The organism is Mesorhizobium sp. M0048, from assembly GCF_040323405.1.
Classification (GTDB): domain Bacteria; phylum Pseudomonadota; class Alphaproteobacteria; order Rhizobiales; family Rhizobiaceae; genus Mesorhizobium.
The window spans coordinates 43,545-58,336 of the sequence record NZ_JAMYUV010000011.1 but is presented as its reverse complement, the minus strand read 5'-3'; the positions used below and the strand labels follow the sequence as shown (position 1 = coordinate 58,336).

The window sequence follows — 14,792 nt, the reverse complement described above, 5'->3', positions numbered from 1 at the left end:
AACCTCCAACCCCGGCTAGTCGAGAAAAGGCAGCACCACGAGCGCTTCCGGGTCGAGCCCGTGCTGGGCGCAAATACCCTGCGCCAGGGAAAAGTAGCGTTCGGCCTCGGCCAGGTTGTCGAGGTCGAGATTAAGCGTTGCAAGACCATCATAGCACGGAAACAGCAGTTGGGGTTCGCCCGTTTCGCGGGCTACGTCCAGTGCTTCGTGGAACAAACCAACGGCCAGGTCCGGACGGCCGTTGCACTGGTGGATCTGCCCAAGCACGATCAACGGCACCGGCAGGTGCTCGCGCTGGTCGAGCGCCCTGTCGATCTCGATGGCCTTCTCGGCAGCAGGTATGCCCTCCGTTGGACAGCGATCCGTGAAAGTACAACAAGCGACCGCCAGATTGGCGAGGAGGCGCGCCTGGAAACCCAAATCACCAATACGGCGCGCCACTTCAAGACCGCGCCGACAGACCTCCATCGCCTGTGCCGGATCGATGGTCGTGTATAGCACGCCGAGATTGGTGTAGCCGCGGCAGGCCGCGCCCAGCAGACCGGCGGCTTCGGCCAATTCAATGCTACGCTCAACCTGACGCACGGCCTCACGGTTTCGCCCGAGGCGAGCCAGCGCGACAGCCTTGGTATTGAGTGCCTCGGCGGTCACAAGAGTGGCATCACACCCAACCTCGGAGACATGCTCCGTTGTCAGATTGCGTACGCAATCCAGCGCCGCGTCTGCCCATTTTGCCGCGAGAGCGTGATCTCCGCTACGGAACGCCTGTCGGCCACGTTCTTGCCACAGATGCGCCTGCTCGATCGGGGCATCCGCCCCATCGAGGAGCGCTGCCGCCTCAGCATAGCAGGGTTCTGCCTTGTCCCGCTTGCCGACGTCCCAGAGCAGCCGACCGATCTTACGCAAAACTCGCGCCGAGGCGACGTGATTGGCCGCTTCGCGATATGCCTGCAACACGGTCTCGTAGTGGTGGTGCGCGATCTCGCGGCGGCCTGCCGGGCCGCTCAAATCGGCAATGCGCTCTGCAATTGCCAGTTTGAGCGGTGTTTGCCCGATCGCGTCCAATGCTGTCAGTGCTCGCTCGTAGAAACGAAGGGCGTCGTCGTTGGCGTATATCATGCGAGCGCGATCGCCTGCCGCCCGCAGGTAATGCGCGCCCTTCTCCCGCTCGGCGCTCTGTGCGAAATGATGACCGAGCACGGTCAAATCCTCGAGCCGTTCCGGCTGGTCGCCGCACAGTTGCTCCAAGGCAGCACCGACCCGCCCGTGGATGTCGGTCCGGCGTTGCAGGAGCAGATTCTGGTAGATCACGTCCTGCAGCAATGTTTGCGTAAAGCGGTAGCTTTGCGACAAGACCGAGCCTGATCCGGCAACTTCCTCGATGATTTCCGCATCGCAAAGCAGTTCGCAGCCGGCTTCAAGCCGGCCGGGGTCGGCCGTCACGGATTTCAGAAGTGTGGCATCGAAACGCGGGCCAATTACCGCGGCCTCCTGAGCCAACCGGCGCACCTCTGGGGGCAGCCGGTCGACGCGGGCAAGCAACATCGCCTGGATAGTGGCGGGGATGCCGGTTGCGACTTCGCCGGCCACAGTCCGCCATCGCTGGCCCTCTCGCATCAGTACACCGCGATCGATAAGGCCGCGAACAATCTCCTCTACAAAAAGGGGGTTGCCGCCCGCGCGCTCGAGGATCTGATCGAGAAGCCCTCCTGCGGAGTTTACCCAGCTCTCGCCGAAAAGCGCCGCGAGCAGCCTGCGTCCGTCATCACCATTGAGCGGCGGAAGCCTGAGCGCTGTGTGACTGACCCGACTTGAGTCGAGCTGGTCGTTGTCCGGCGCCGGACGATGCGTGACCAGCAACATCAACCGCGTGCGTTCTAACCTGTCCATCACGAAACGTAGTGCCTCGAGCGACACGGCGTCGGCCCAGTGCAGGTCTTCGACGACGATCAACAGCGGCGACAACGCAAGCCGCCGTTCGATGATTGTGCGGACTGCGTAGAGAATTTGCCGCCGCAACTGCTCAGGCTCGACATGCTGCAAGGTGGCATCGGGGTCGCCAAGGCCGAGCACATGATAGAGCAAAGGCATCAGCCGCTTCGCCTCCTCGCCCTGCAGGCCGAGATCGGCAAGCAAGCCTGCGAGCTTCCCCCGCATTTCGTCCCCATTGTCGTTTTGCATCATCCCGGCAGCGCTGCGCACCACGGCGCCCAAGGCGCCAAAAGATTGTTCGCCCAGCGGTGAGCACGTGGCCTGCCGCACGACGACGTTGCGAAAACGCTCCTCGTCGCCGACGCGGGCGACGAACTCCTTCACCAGCCGCGATTTCCCGATGCCGGCTTCTCCGACGAGGCGGACAAGTTGGGCCGAGCCGCCGCACGCCTGGTCAAGGCTCGCCATCATTCTATTGAGCTCCGCACCACGACCTATTAGTGGCGCACTGAGGCCGAGCGCCTCGAGCCCGCGCGCTGGGCGCGGCACCGCTAGCGGTGCGTCCAGTCGATGGACGAGCACGCTGCCAGCCTTGCCGCGAAACACGACATCACCCAGTGACTCGTAAGAGAAGGCATGCCGGGTCAGCCTGTGAGTGAGCTCGCCTACCAGCACCTCACCCGGTGCGGCCAGCGATTGCAGGCGTTGCGCCGTATTCACTGTGTCGCCGGTCACCGAATAGGATCTGGCGGTGCCGATGCCCAATCCGCCAGTAACGACCGGACCAGTGTTTATGCCGATGTGGAGTAACAGAGGCGAGCCGGAGTGGGGGGTGCTTTCGCCGAGCCGCGCCGTCCGGGCGATCATGTCGAGAGCGGCGCGAAGCGCACGTTCCGGATCGTCCTCATGCGCGACCGGCGCACCGAACAAAGCGAGCAGTGCATCGCCGATGAATTTGTCGACGAAACCACCAAAGTTTCGCACGGCCGCCGTCAATTCCTTGAACAGTTTATTCTGCAGCGCTTGCATGACCTCGGGGTCGAGCTGCTCGCTGAGTGTCGTGAAGCCGCAAAGGTCGGCGAACAGGACCGTTACCGTCCGGCGATCGGCGTCGGAGACGGGATGCAGCCCTTCTTCGCTTTCGATGTTCGGAAGCAGCGACGGAGTTCGAGAAGGCGGCACAATGGTCCGGCTTGGTGCCGGAGCAGGCCGTTCGACGGCTTTTGCGGGCGCACCGACGCTTGCCCCACATTTCGGACAGAACTCGAAATCAGGTGCGCAGGCGTAGCCGCAACTGGCGCATGGCACGGGCTGGCGCCTGCCACACCTCGGACAGAAGGCGTAACCGCCCTCAATCTCGAAACCGCAGCCCGAGCAGTCCATCGAACAAGACCTCACTAGTGGCCGTGACGGCGTGATCTCGCCCGCACTGCACGGCCAGGCTATTCACAAGGATGCACCGATAGCCGTCGACGAGCAAGCGGCAGCGCAAATGGGCATCGAGCCATCCGTGTGGGTCCGGTGGCAGAGCGCTACGCATGACCTCTTGATGCAACGGCTGGCTCGCTGTCAGCTTGCGGTTGTGACTTAGGCTCAGGTCGGCTTGATCTCTGCCTGGCCGATCTTGCGCCATCTGGCGTTTTCGCGAACCAGTTTTAGGTCGTCGGTCGTCTCGGCAAATGTCCGCAATCGGTATTGCCGGAGCAGGTCCGGGAAGAGCGCTCCTTCCGGCAGGCCGGCAAGCTGCTCGCGGACTGAGATCTTTTCATCGATGACCCGCATGCCCCAGGCATTTTCCCGAACCTGCAGCTCCGCAGCCAGATCGCGCTCTTCCGGCGCGTTTTCGTCTAGCGCGGCCAGAAGGATCGAGTGGAAAAGCGCTACATAGCCAATCTGTCTCAGGCCCCCCACGACCCGCGCGCGCGGCAATATGGCAAGGACGAGGAACGTCAGGAACAAGTTCGGCAGCAGCACGCCGTCCAGCAGCGCCTGCCTGAGATACGGCCGCTCGAACGGGATGGAAAGACCTTGCGGCCTGTCGGGCTCGATCAGGTGCCCGTTCTCGAGAACGAGTTTGCGCACGCGCTCCTCGCGAATGCCCCAGAAATAGTCCGTGGCATTGGGCAGGAATCTGCCAAATGGGCTCGATGCGGCCTCTTGCCAGGCACGTTCGAGACGCTGGCGTCTTGCGGGTTCAATGAGCAGTCTGGAAAGAAGGCCGCCGTCATATTCCAGATGCCGCGCCATGGCAGCCGCGGCGGCCCGATCATCGATGAAAACCGGCAGGGCCATGCCGGCACGATCCCAATTGGCGACCAGATCGTGGTTCAGGGCAGTCAGCGCATCGGCGGCGGTTTCAAACACCTTGTCCTGGCTGGCAAGCAGTGTGCCCAGCCAGCGGCTGGCATCCGTTTCATCGCCCACCGCTTCGAGCGCGCGCTTGTTGAGGGAGACGGGACCGGCCACGCAGGCGCTTTTGCGGCACAGTTTGTGGCGCCCCATGCCGAACAGGTTGACCTTGTCGTCGCCGACATCGAGCCATCCCGGCCCCTCCCGGCCAACTGTCTCCATGGTCATCGTCGTTCCCATGAAGCCGACGAAGGCCGACAGCCCGTTTTCGACCGCGCCGAGCCAGGCAAGCAGGAGGGCATCGAAGGTGATCCGGTCCATCAGAAGCAGGCAGTGCAGGCCGGACTGAATCACCGGTCTGTGCTCGAACTCGTCGAGAGCTTTGCCGATCTCCTCAGGCCGCATGATCCTATCGAGGCGCTGATGCAGGACTTCGCGCAGGATCGAGCGGGCAGCGATCGCCGGGCCCGATGCAGGCCTTGCCACCGGCCGCCACAGATGGCGGGCGTAATCGGAAACCGGTGCATTCCAGTTCTGCTCGATGTCGCGCACGACCTCCGGGCAGAGCAGCGACAGCACAGCCAGAATTTCCAGCGGAGGGGTAGGGGTTGGATCAAAGACGGCGGTCATTGGTCCCGTCTAGCCGCTTGCGGTGTAAACGCCAAGCGAGACCAGACTTGCTGGATGCAGCCCTGTTCGCTGACTCGGCACAAATTGTCAGATTGGCTAAACAGCCAAGGCAAACAGCGGATCTTAGAACCGCAGCCGGGCCATGCTCAGGAGGTCGTGGTACTGCCCGTCGGTAAAGCCGGCCTTCACATGCCGGCCTTCGATCTCAAAGCCGTGGCTCTTGTAGAGACGGAGGGCCGGTTCGTTGTCGGCATAGACGGTCAATTCGACTCGCTTCAGGGCGCGCCAGTTGTCGGCCACGTCAAGCAGCGCGCCAAGTATGGCAGAGCCGATACCTTTGCCAACAAAGGCATCGTCAAGGCCGATATTGATCTCGCCGATGTGCGAACGGCGCGGTGAACCCTGCACGACCAGGCTGCCATGGCCGACGACCTTGCCGTCCAGCTCGGCAACGATCCAGGTGGTTTCCGGGCCGGACTTGGCGATGCGCCGCGCCACCTGCTCCACCATCTCGAAAGGCATCCTGAGCGTGCCCTGGCGGAAGCCCGGCATGTTGAAAATAGCGCAAAGCGCCTCCGCATCGCTTGGCCGGACGGACCGGAGCAGCGGCTGGCTTTTCTCGGAGGGTGGCGACGTCGTGCTGGTCATGGCGTTCCCGGCGAAGGCAATCGGACCGGTACGATGCACCGGACGCCACCTGAAAATCCAGCCGTCTCTCAACCTATGATGCCGATTGCGAGCTGAAATACCGGGAGGCGGCGTAGAGTTTGAAGACGCCGCTGATGCCGATCCAGCCGAAAAGCGTGAGCCAGCACAATGTCCCGATCGCCGTCCAGTCGATCCGGTGCACCGCAGCGTCGGTGATGACGACGCCGAGGATGGCAAGCAGGCCAACCAGAAACTGTGCCAACCCGAGCACCAGCAGTTCCTCGCGCGGCGCGCTTCTCCAGACGAGATATATACCGCCCGCACCGGCGAGGAAGATTGCGCTGTAGACCTGAGCGTGGAAGGCATCGATCGGCCATGGCCAGATGCCACTGAATGTCAGGGGAAACAGCAACAGGCCGACGCCATAGAGCCCAAGGATCGCGGATTCCACCGGCATGTAGCCGCGCCATGCGGGATTTAAGGTCACGCCTTTCGCAGAAGGACGGGCTCTGGCCCGCCACAGGAACAGCCCGGATACCGCGACCGAAGCAAGATAGACCAAAAACCACAGCCAGGGCGCTTTGCGCTCGAAGTTGAAATAGCCGAGATTGATGAACGAAGCCACCGACACGATGAAGGTGAAGATGAAGGCCATGACGAGCACGAGCCTGCCGGGCGACCAGCGATTCCAGACCAGCAGCGCCGCCATCACGACCATTTCGGCGGTGTAGAAGCCGCCGAGAAAGCGCGCATTGAACGGCGTGACGGCCCAAGGCCAGCCCGGTTTGACCAGAACAGGCACGAAAAACAGGCCGGCGCCTACGATCAGGACGATGATGACGACCGCAGAGAAAAGGCGCAGGGTCGCGGGAAATGGCGGATTGTCGGATGTCGGCATGGGAGAAAATCCCAAAGATGAAGGCTCCATGGACCATCATAATGCTGCTTGCGGCCGGTTAAAATCGGCCTAAGTGAACGGTCACCAGGCTTATCCATTCGAATGGCCGCACGGTTCGTTTCGAAGTAAGATGGAGCATTCGGACCAAAGACCGGTCCGGTCAAAACGCCACGGGGTGCATTTTCCGGAGCCTGCACGATGAACGAAGCTCAGGATCTGTTCTCACTTCTGCGACAATCGGCCGATGTCGATCCACAGGCGATCGACGCGATCAAGCGAACCATCGCGGAGGGCGAGGACCGCGAACTTTGCCGCATCAATGCGCCAGCCTTCGCCAGCAAGCATGGCCTCGACGAGGAGCGCGCAATAGGCGCCTTTCTCCATGCCGCGCGGGTGGGCATCTTCGACATTTCCTGGAATGTTCTGTGCCCCGGCTGTGGCGGCGTGCTCGACACCAACGCCACGCTGAAAACCCTGCAAAAGGACGAATACACCTGCGCGCTGTGCTCCGAGGGCTATTCACCGACCCTCGACGAGATGGTCGAGGTGACATTCACCGTCAGTCCCCGCGTGCGCAGGATTGCCGCCCACAATCCACACGAACTGCCGGTGGCGGAATATTTCCGCCAGATCTACTGGGCGTCCGGCGTCGATCTGCCGGAAGAGCATTTCGCGGAAAAGATGGAAGCGTTCTCGCTGGAGGATATCGAGCTTGCGCCCGGTGAAAAGGCGGTTCTGCCCATACAGCTTCCGTCCGAATTCATCATCGTCTTCGAGCCGGTCACCCACTCGGCGCAGTTCATCGACGGGAAGGGCGAACCAACAAAGGAGCGCCGAAGCCTCTCTTTGGCCTTCGACCGCGACCATGTTCAGAACCAGACGCTGGAGATGCAACCCGGCCCGTTGCGCATTTCGCTGGAAAACCGGACCGACACCCGCGTGCTGCCGACGGTCTTCATCGCCGGCCAGGCATTGCATGATTTCCTGGGAAAACGCCGGCCCTTCCTGACCGCCAAGCGCCTGCTCACCAACCAGACGTTCCGCGATCTCTATCGCACGGATACACTCGACATCAACCAGCGCCTGAAGATCACCAGCCTGACGTTCCTGTTCACCGACCTGCGCGGATCGACCGAGCTTTACGAGCGGGTGGGCGACCTTTCAGCCTTCGATCTCGTGCGCGAGCATTTCCAGGTTCTGCACGAGATCGTCACGGCGGAGGCAGGCGCGGTGGTGAAGACGATCGGTGATGCGGTGATGGCGACCTTCGCGACGCCCGATCGTGCGATTGCTGCAGCCCTCAGGATGCGCGATGCCATGCGTACGCTCAACGACAAGAGCGGGCGCGAGGATCTGCTGCTCAAGATCGGAGTCCATGCCGGCCCTTGCATCGCCGTGTCTATGAATGAGCGACAGGACTATTTCGGCCAGACGGTCAACATTGCTTCGCGGGTCCAGAACCTTGCCAACGCACAGGCGATCTTCGCCACTCGATCGGTGGTCGACGACAATCTCACCGCCGATCTCTTACACAGGAACGCGCTGACGCCCGTGCCCCACGAGGTCTCGCTGCGCGGCATTGACCGGGAGATAGCAGTATACACGATCCCCTGAAGGCTTGGCCCTGAAGATTTGGCTCGTCCCGGCCCCTCACACTCGCCTACAGATAAAATAACGATCGGCGGGAACCGAAGGTGGCGGCGGGAGGCGTTGCAACTGCGGGTGATCGAGCGGCGTGCCGCTGACCGCGATGCCGCCGACGCGAAGTAGGCGCGCGGTCAGATCGGGAAGCCAGGTAGAGATCACTGCATCGCGATCTTCATAGCCGGTGCCGATGTCGGCATGAACAAGGGCGGCGTCGATGCCAATGAACCTGCTCGCCGTCTCGCGTATTTCGCCGAGCACGAGGTTTTCAGCTTCGGGAATTGAGCTGGCGTGTGCGGCAAGTGCGCGGTCGAACGCTATGATCCGGCGTCCGGGCAGGCGCTCGCGCAGATGGTGGAACGTCCGGCCATTACCGAGGCCGAGCTCGAGCACGGGGCCCTCTATCTTCGCCACCTCGGCGCAGACATGATCGAGTATGTCGCGCTGTGCGGTCATCCTCCGGATGAAACTGTCGAGGCGACTCATGCGCGATTGTATCTCCTGAACAAGTCCACGAAATCAACTGCCCCCGACCAGAGCGTTTCGCGGCTGAAACCAGAGGCGACGTGTTAAACCCCGATCGAGTCTTGCCGCGTGTAGAGGCGAACGATGAACACTGCAACAAGCGAACAGGCTGCCGACAAGGATCATACCGGGTGGAGTCGGCGGCGCGGCGCGCGGCGGAATAGCGATGTCACTTGTAGGGGTCCGCGGCGTCCCGCAACCCGTCGCCGAGGAAGTTGAACGCCAAGATGACGAGAACGACGGGGAGCATCGGCAAAAGCAGCCATGGATAGAACGCGATCACGCTGACGCTGCGCGCCTCGGTGAGCAGGATGCCCCAGCTGGTTATCGGCGCCCTCAGGCCGAGCCCGAGGAAGCTCAGCGCCGTCTCGCCCAGGATCATGCCGGGTATGGAGATCGTTGCCGTCGCGATCAGATGCGACATAAACCCGGGAATGAGGTGTCGGCGGATAATGCGGCTGCTTCTGGCGCCCATCAATTGCGCGGCCAGAACGTAATCCTCCTCGCGCAAGGCTAGAAGCTTCGAACGCACGGCCCGCGCCAGTCCGGTCCAGTCGAGCAGCCCGAGGATGACGGTGATGCCGAAATAGATCAGGATCGGACTCCAGGTTATCGGCATGATCGCCGCCAGAGCCAGCCATAGCGGAATACTGGGGATCGATTGCAGAACTTCGATTATCCGTTGAACGATCAGATCGAAGATACCGCCGTGATAGCCGGCCAGTCCGCCGATGACAATGCCGAGCAGGAAGCTGAAACTGATGCCGACGAGGCCTATTGTCAGTGAAATGCGTGCGCCATAGATGATGCGCGAGAGCACATCGCGCCCCAGCCTGTCAGTGCCGGCCAGAAAGAGCTGGCCGTTTTCGGCGGGGCAGACAAAATGCCTGTCACCTTCGATCAGGCCCCAGAACCGGTACTTGTCGCCCTTGCAGAAGAAACGGATCCGCTGAACATCATCCTGTTGCTCGATGTAGTTTCGCTTGAGCGTGTCCATATCCAGCGTCATCTGGCGGCCATAGACGAACGGCCCGACGAACTGGCCGTTGTGGAACAGGTGCACCCGCTGCGGCGGCGAATAGATGTAGTCCATGTTGCGCGTGTGCAGATCGTAGGGCGCCAGGAACTCGCAGATCAGTATCCCGAAATAAAGCGTTGCCAGGAATATGCCGGATACAAGGGCAAGCCGGTGCCGGCGGAATTTCCACCACATCAGCCGCAGCTGCGACGCCTGAAAGACCTTCTCCTGCTCCGGCGTCATCGCCTCGACCGACTGCAGGTCAAAGGGCTCGATGGAAACGTAGTGTTGCAGTGGGGCACCCGGAGCGGGCAGCGGCGATTGCGTGTTCATTTGGTGCTGCCGCCTTGCAAACGAATTCGCGGATCAAGTAGCGCCAGCGCTAGGTCGGAAATCAGGACGCCGATGACCGTCAGGAAGGCGAGGAACATCAGGAACGACCCTGCGAGATACATGTCCTGGCTTTGCAGCGCCTTGATCAGCATCGGCCCGGTCGTTTCCAAAGACAGCACGATCGCCGTGATTTCGGCACCGGAGATGATGGCCGGCAGGATAGAGCCGATATCCGAAATGAAGAAATTGAGCGCCATGCGCAGCGGATATTTGACCAGCGCCCTGAAGGGATGAAGGCCTTTGGCGCGCGCGGTCACGACATATTGCTTATGCAATTCATCGAGCAGATTGGCGCGCAGCCGCCGGATCATGCTTGCCGTGCCCCCGGTGCCGATGATCAAGACCGGAATCCAGAGATGGGCGAGGATCGACTTCGCCTTGGCCCAGCTCATCGGCTCGCCGAGATATTGCTGGTCCATGAGATGGCCGATGGACGTGCCGAACCAGATGTTGGCGAAATACATCAGGATCAGCGCCAGCATGAAGTTCGGAATCGCAAGGCCGAGAAGGCCGAAGAAAGTCAGGCCGTAGTCGCCCCAGCTGTATTGATGCGTGGCGGAGTACATGCCGATCGGAAAGGCAATGAGCCAGGTGAAGATGATCGTGACGAAGGAAACCAGCACCGTCAGCCACATTCGGTCCCCCACGACGTCGCGAACCGGCAGCTCATATTCGAAGGAATAGCCGAAATCGCCGTGCAGCATCCCGCCGACCCAGTAGAAGTAGCGAATGACCGGTGGCTTATCGAAACCATATTCCTTGCGCATCATCTCGATGCGATCGGAATCCACCGCTTCGCCCTGAGCCCGAAGCTCGGCAACATAGCTGTCGAAATAGTCGCCTGGGGGAAGTTCGATGATCGTGAACACCAGTGCCGATATGACCAGCAGCGTTGGAACCATCACGGCGATGCGCCAGACCAAATATCGAAGCACGCTCAGGACTCTCCAAGCCAGAATGTATCCGGCATATAGACACCGAAATAGGCGGTCGGGTCGTAGCCGTAAAGCGCCTTGTCGGGCAGATTGCGCAGCCGCGAGGATGCCAGAACCGGCTGATGCGTTCCGTTCACCGTGCCGATCGAAAACACCTGATCGGTATAGATCGACAGCATTGAATTCCAGATCTCGGCGCGCTCCGTGGCTTCAGTCGATGCGTTCCAGCGCTTGAGTAAATCCATCAACTCGACCACGGGCGGAAGATCGGGCGCTTCGCCGACCTTGCCACGGGACAAGTAGTGAGCACCCCAGAGCGGCCATTGCAGCTGGTCGTCGACGGTGGGGGCCAGTTGGTAGGGGTTCATGTCGGCGGTCGGCACGCCATTGTCGATGCCCGACCACATCGACATCATGATCTGGCCACCAAGCGCGCGGCTGCGGAAGATGTCGCGCTGCGAAGTCCGGATGAACAGAGCGATGCCGATCTTGCGCCAGTGATCAGTGATGAGCTCGAGCGCGTCGGTTTCCAGCGTGCTTTCGCCGGCAGTTTCCACTACGAGCTGCGCCGGGCGTCCGTCGGGAAGTATCCGCAGGCCGTCATCGTCACGCGCCTGAAGCCCGACCTCGTCGAGCAGGGCATTAGCCTGGTCGGGATCATGGGCGACCCAGGCTTTCGCGAATTCCGGCCGGTAGAGCGGGCTCTCCGGCAGGACCGTATCGGCACTTTCCTGCGCCAATCCGTAGAACACGGCCAAATTGATCTCGCGCCTGTCCACAGCGAGCGAAAGTGCGCGGCGCACGCGCACGTCACGAAAAAGGCCGCGCCACACCTGGTCGGCACAATTCAGATTGGGCAGCAGCGCCAGCCGCGAACCTTGTGTGCGTTTCCAGAGATGCATCTTCACTGGGTAGCGCTTCTCCGCATCCTTCAGGAAGGCGTAATCGGTGAAGTCAATTCCCATGCCTTGCAGGTCGCTCTCGCCCGCACCGGTCTTGGCGGAAATGATCGCCGACGAGCTGACGTTCATGACTATCCGGTCGACATAGGGCAGTTGCCGGCCATTCTCGTCTATTCGATGAAAGAACGGGTTCCGCTCGAAGACGAACTGCTCAGCCGGCGGCTTGGTCCGGTTCTGCCAGGGATCGAGCGTCGGCAGTTCCGGGTTCTCCGGGCGATATTGCCGCGACATGCGGATATGCAAGAGCGTCCATTTCTTGGCCCGGTTCTCCTTCATTAGGCCGGCGAGCCGGAATGGATCCTGGTATTTCTTGTGGAACTGCTTGAGATAGGCGGCCGGCAGAACAAGCGATAGGGGCGAAGCAGCGGCGAGCTTGGGCAGGAAGTCGGGATTGGGCGCATCCCAACTGTAGCGGACCGTCAACGGATCGACGATCTCGAAGCGTGGCGGCTTGCCATCCGCCAGCAGGGCCGGGGCGAGCCCGCCTTGCGAAAGCTCATCGTTCAGCCAGACATCTTCCCAGCAATAGCGAAAATCCTCCGACGTCAGCAGGCTACCGTCAGACCATTTATGTCCTTCTCGTATCTTGAAAGTGAAGACACGATCATCCGCTACATCGAAACTTTCGAGAATGTCGGCTTGCAGGTTAAGCTTTTCGTCATAGCCGACCAGGCGAGCATACCCGTAGATCGTCATCATCCGGATATCTTTCTGGCTGCCGATGATCGTGCGCAGCGTGCCGCCATATTGGCCGGGCTGCCGGCCCATCGCAGCGAGATTCAACGCGCGCGGACGCTTGGGCAGGCGTTCGGCCAGGGCCGGCAGCGCCCTGGCCTTCATCTGCGGCTGAAGAAATTCCGGCTCCAGGTCGCCGGCGCGCAACGTGCCCGGCAGAAATGCCGAAGCCATGAGTCCAAGGACGGTGCGCCGGCTGATCAATGGCGTAGCTCGCTGACATCGGCCGAACGTCGCGCCAGCACGAGGTGGCCGCCGCCAAGGTCGAGCGGCGACAGCATGTCCTCGTCGCCCTCGTCACGGAATTGCGGTCCCCATGCGCTGGTGTCGGAAGCGCCGCTGAGCTTCAGAGTCTTGAAATCCATCGGCCTGTCGAGATCGGGGAAAGGGACTGCGGCGACCAGTGAGCGCGTGTAGGGGTGGACCGGTTTCCTAAGCAGAATTTCGCGCGGCGCTAGCTCGACGATACGCCCGCCGCACATCACCGCGATGCGGTCGGCCATGTAGTCCACCACCGCCAGGTTGTGGGATATGAACAGGTAGGTCAGGCCCAGTTCCTTCTGCAGGTCCTTCAGAAGATTCAGGATCTGCGCCTGGACAGAGACATCGAGTGCCGAAACTGGCTCGTCGCAGATCAGGAGTTCAGGCCCCAGTGCCAACGCGCGCGCGATGCCGATACGCTGACGCTGTCCGCCGGAGAAACTGTGCGGATAACGCTTTATGAAACGCGGGTCGAGTCCGATTGCCTGCATCAGGTTCTTGACCGTGGCGAGTCGGGACGCGGCATTGCCACGTTGATGGATTTCCAGCGGCTCGCTCAAAATGTTCTCCACCGTCATGCGAGGTGAAAGCGACGAAACCGGATCCTGGAAGACCATCTGGATTTTCGCGCGCAGCATGCGCAGAGCGTCTCCCTCGGCTTTCAAGACGTCGATCGGACCATCGCGGCCGTTGAAGATCACAGAGCCGCCGCTAGGGGTGACAGCCCGCATGAGGACCTTGCTGACGGTGGTTTTGCCGGAGCCGCTTTCGCCGACAAGACCCAGGCACTCGCCCCGCCTGATATCAAAGCTCACGCCGTCCACGGCGCGAACAGAGGTTTGATGACCTCCGCCGAACCATCCGGACTTGCGGATCGTGAAGGTCTTTGTCATATCCCTGACCGACAGCAGGAGGTCGTCCGGCCCCTTCGATGCTGGCGCCGTCTGCTTGCCGAGCAGGTTCCCGACATTCACCGGCACCTCGCGGAGCGCTTTTAGCCTTTCGCCGGGCTTCAGGTCGAAATGCGGAACGGCTGCCATCAGGCCCTTCAGGTAAGGGTGGCCCGGCCGGCGGAATATCGCCTCCACAGGTCCCGCTTCCATGATCTCGCCATGGTACATGACCACCACCTCGTCGGCGACATTGGCGACTACGCCAAGGTCGTGCGTGATCAGCAGCATCGCCATGTTCAGCTTCGTCTGAAGCTCGCGCAGCAATTGCAGGATTTGCGCCTGGATGGTGACGTCCAACGCCGTTGTCGGCTCGTCGGCGATCAACAGGGCGGGCCGGCAGATAAGCGCCATGGCGATCATGGCGCGTTGACGCAATCCTCCCGAAAGTTCAAAGGGATACATGTCATAGGCGCGCTTGGGGTTGGGAAAGCCGACAAGTCCGAGCATTTCCTCGGTCCGCGCCTTGCGCTCCACCCGAGCCGTGGGCGTATGAATCTGCAGGGATTCGCTGACCTGATTGCCGATCGTATGCAGCGGCGACAGTGATGTCATCGGCTCCTGAAATATTTTGCCGATGCGGCTGCCTCTCAACGCCCGGATTTCGGGTCCGTCACGCGGCATCTGCAGGATATCCTGCGTCGTGCCGGGCTTTTCAGGATCGGAAAACAGGATACGGCCGCGAACATGGGCTGTGTTCGGCAAAATGCCCATCACTGCCTGGCTGAGAACCGATTTTCCGGAACCGGACTCGCCCACAAGCGCGGTAACCTTGCCGGGCAAGACGCGAAGATTCGCACGCCTGACGGCATGCAACGGTCCCCCTATAATGGCAAAAGAGATGCCAACATCCTCGATCCGCAGCAGATCAACGCCCAAATTCATTCTCACACCAGCCCCCACTCTGGCCGC

10 protein-coding genes are annotated in these 14,792 nt (G+C 61.4%); 1 reads left to right on the top strand and 9 read right to left on the bottom strand.

What is annotated here, in order from left to right; all coding sequences use genetic code 11:
- Positions 1–15: 15 nt before the first annotated feature.
- From NKJ84_RS13595 to NKJ84_RS13580, 4 genes are all read right to left on the bottom strand, one after another.
- Positions 16–3,315: an ATP-binding protein gene (locus tag NKJ84_RS13595; protein ID WP_352506853.1), complete on the bottom strand. Its 3,300-nt coding sequence runs from the start codon at positions 3,313–3,315 to the stop codon at positions 16–18.
- Between the two features lie 210 nt (positions 3,316–3,525).
- A complete protein-coding gene (locus NKJ84_RS13590; RefSeq protein WP_352506852.1) occupies positions 3,526–4,911 on the bottom strand; it encodes a hypothetical protein in 1,386 nt (461 codons plus the stop codon).
- A 123-nt stretch (positions 4,912–5,034) separates the two neighbouring features.
- Positions 5,035–5,559, bottom strand: coding sequence for a GNAT family N-acetyltransferase (locus tag NKJ84_RS13585; RefSeq protein WP_302895874.1), 525 nt, complete (start codon positions 5,557–5,559; stop codon positions 5,035–5,037).
- A 73-nt stretch (positions 5,560–5,632) separates the two neighbouring features.
- Positions 5,633–6,457, bottom strand: a complete 825-nt coding sequence (locus NKJ84_RS13580) for a hypothetical protein (RefSeq protein ID WP_352506851.1) — start codon at positions 6,455–6,457, stop codon at positions 5,633–5,635.
- A 198-nt stretch (positions 6,458–6,655) separates the two neighbouring features.
- Between NKJ84_RS13580 and NKJ84_RS13575 the strand changes: the two genes are divergently transcribed.
- Positions 6,656–8,071 carry an adenylate/guanylate cyclase domain-containing protein gene (locus NKJ84_RS13575; protein ID WP_352506850.1) on the top strand — a complete coding sequence of 472 codons (1,416 nt, stop codon included), beginning with the start codon at positions 6,656–6,658 and terminating at the stop codon, positions 8,069–8,071.
- A 36-nt stretch (positions 8,072–8,107) separates the two neighbouring features.
- Here NKJ84_RS13575 and NKJ84_RS13570 read toward each other — a convergent pair whose 3' ends face one another.
- The 5 genes from NKJ84_RS13570 to NKJ84_RS13550 all read right to left on the bottom strand — a co-directional run bounded on the left by NKJ84_RS13570 (position 8,108) and on the right by NKJ84_RS13550 (position 14,765).
- Positions 8,108–8,587 (bottom strand): class I SAM-dependent methyltransferase, encoded by a 480-nt coding sequence (locus tag NKJ84_RS13570; RefSeq protein WP_352506849.1) that lies wholly within the window; start codon positions 8,585–8,587, stop codon positions 8,108–8,110.
- A 208-nt stretch (positions 8,588–8,795) separates the two neighbouring features.
- Positions 8,796–9,977, bottom strand: a complete 1,182-nt coding sequence (locus NKJ84_RS13565) for an ABC transporter permease (RefSeq protein ID WP_254818876.1) — start codon at positions 9,975–9,977, stop codon at positions 8,796–8,798.
- Positions 9,974–10,972 (bottom strand): ABC transporter permease, encoded by a 999-nt coding sequence (locus NKJ84_RS13560; RefSeq protein ID WP_254818875.1) that lies wholly within the window; start codon positions 10,970–10,972, stop codon positions 9,974–9,976. Before NKJ84_RS13560 ends, NKJ84_RS13565 begins: the two co-directional genes overlap by 4 nt.
- A gap of 2 nt (positions 10,973–10,974) precedes the next feature.
- On the bottom strand, positions 10,975–12,873 hold the full coding sequence (locus NKJ84_RS13555; RefSeq protein WP_352506848.1) for an ABC transporter substrate-binding protein: 1,899 nt from the start codon (positions 12,871–12,873) through the stop codon (positions 10,975–10,977).
- Positions 12,870–14,765, bottom strand: a complete 1,896-nt coding sequence (locus NKJ84_RS13550) for an ABC transporter ATP-binding protein (RefSeq protein WP_352475783.1) — start codon at positions 14,763–14,765, stop codon at positions 12,870–12,872. Before NKJ84_RS13550 ends, NKJ84_RS13555 begins: the two co-directional genes overlap by 4 nt.
- Positions 14,766–14,792: the final 27 nt, after the last annotated feature.

What these genes read in the sequence shown, in the direction of transcription:
- NKJ84_RS13595 (WP_352506853.1), bottom strand. Translation starts at nt 3,315, where the DNA reads ATGGACTGCTCGGGCTGCGGTTTCGAGATTGAGGGCGGTTACGCCTTC.
- NKJ84_RS13590 (WP_352506852.1), bottom strand. Translation starts at nt 4,911, where the DNA reads ATGACCGCCGTCTTTGATCCAACCCCTACCCCTCCGCTGGAAATTCTG.
- NKJ84_RS13585 (WP_302895874.1), bottom strand. Translation starts at nt 5,559, where the DNA reads ATGACCAGCACGACGTCGCCACCCTCCGAGAAAAGCCAGCCGCTGCTC.
- NKJ84_RS13580 (WP_352506851.1), bottom strand. Translation starts at nt 6,457, where the DNA reads ATGCCGACATCCGACAATCCGCCATTTCCCGCGACCCTGCGCCTTTTC.
- NKJ84_RS13575 (WP_352506850.1), top strand. Translation starts at nt 6,656, where the DNA reads ATGAACGAAGCTCAGGATCTGTTCTCACTTCTGCGACAATCGGCCGAT.
- NKJ84_RS13570 (WP_352506849.1), bottom strand. Translation starts at nt 8,587, where the DNA reads ATGAGTCGCCTCGACAGTTTCATCCGGAGGATGACCGCACAGCGCGAC.
- NKJ84_RS13565 (WP_254818876.1), bottom strand. Translation starts at nt 9,977, where the DNA reads ATGAACACGCAATCGCCGCTGCCCGCTCCGGGTGCCCCACTGCAACAC.
- NKJ84_RS13550 (WP_352475783.1), bottom strand. Translation starts at nt 14,765, where the DNA reads ATGAATTTGGGCGTTGATCTGCTGCGGATCGAGGATGTTGGCATCTCT.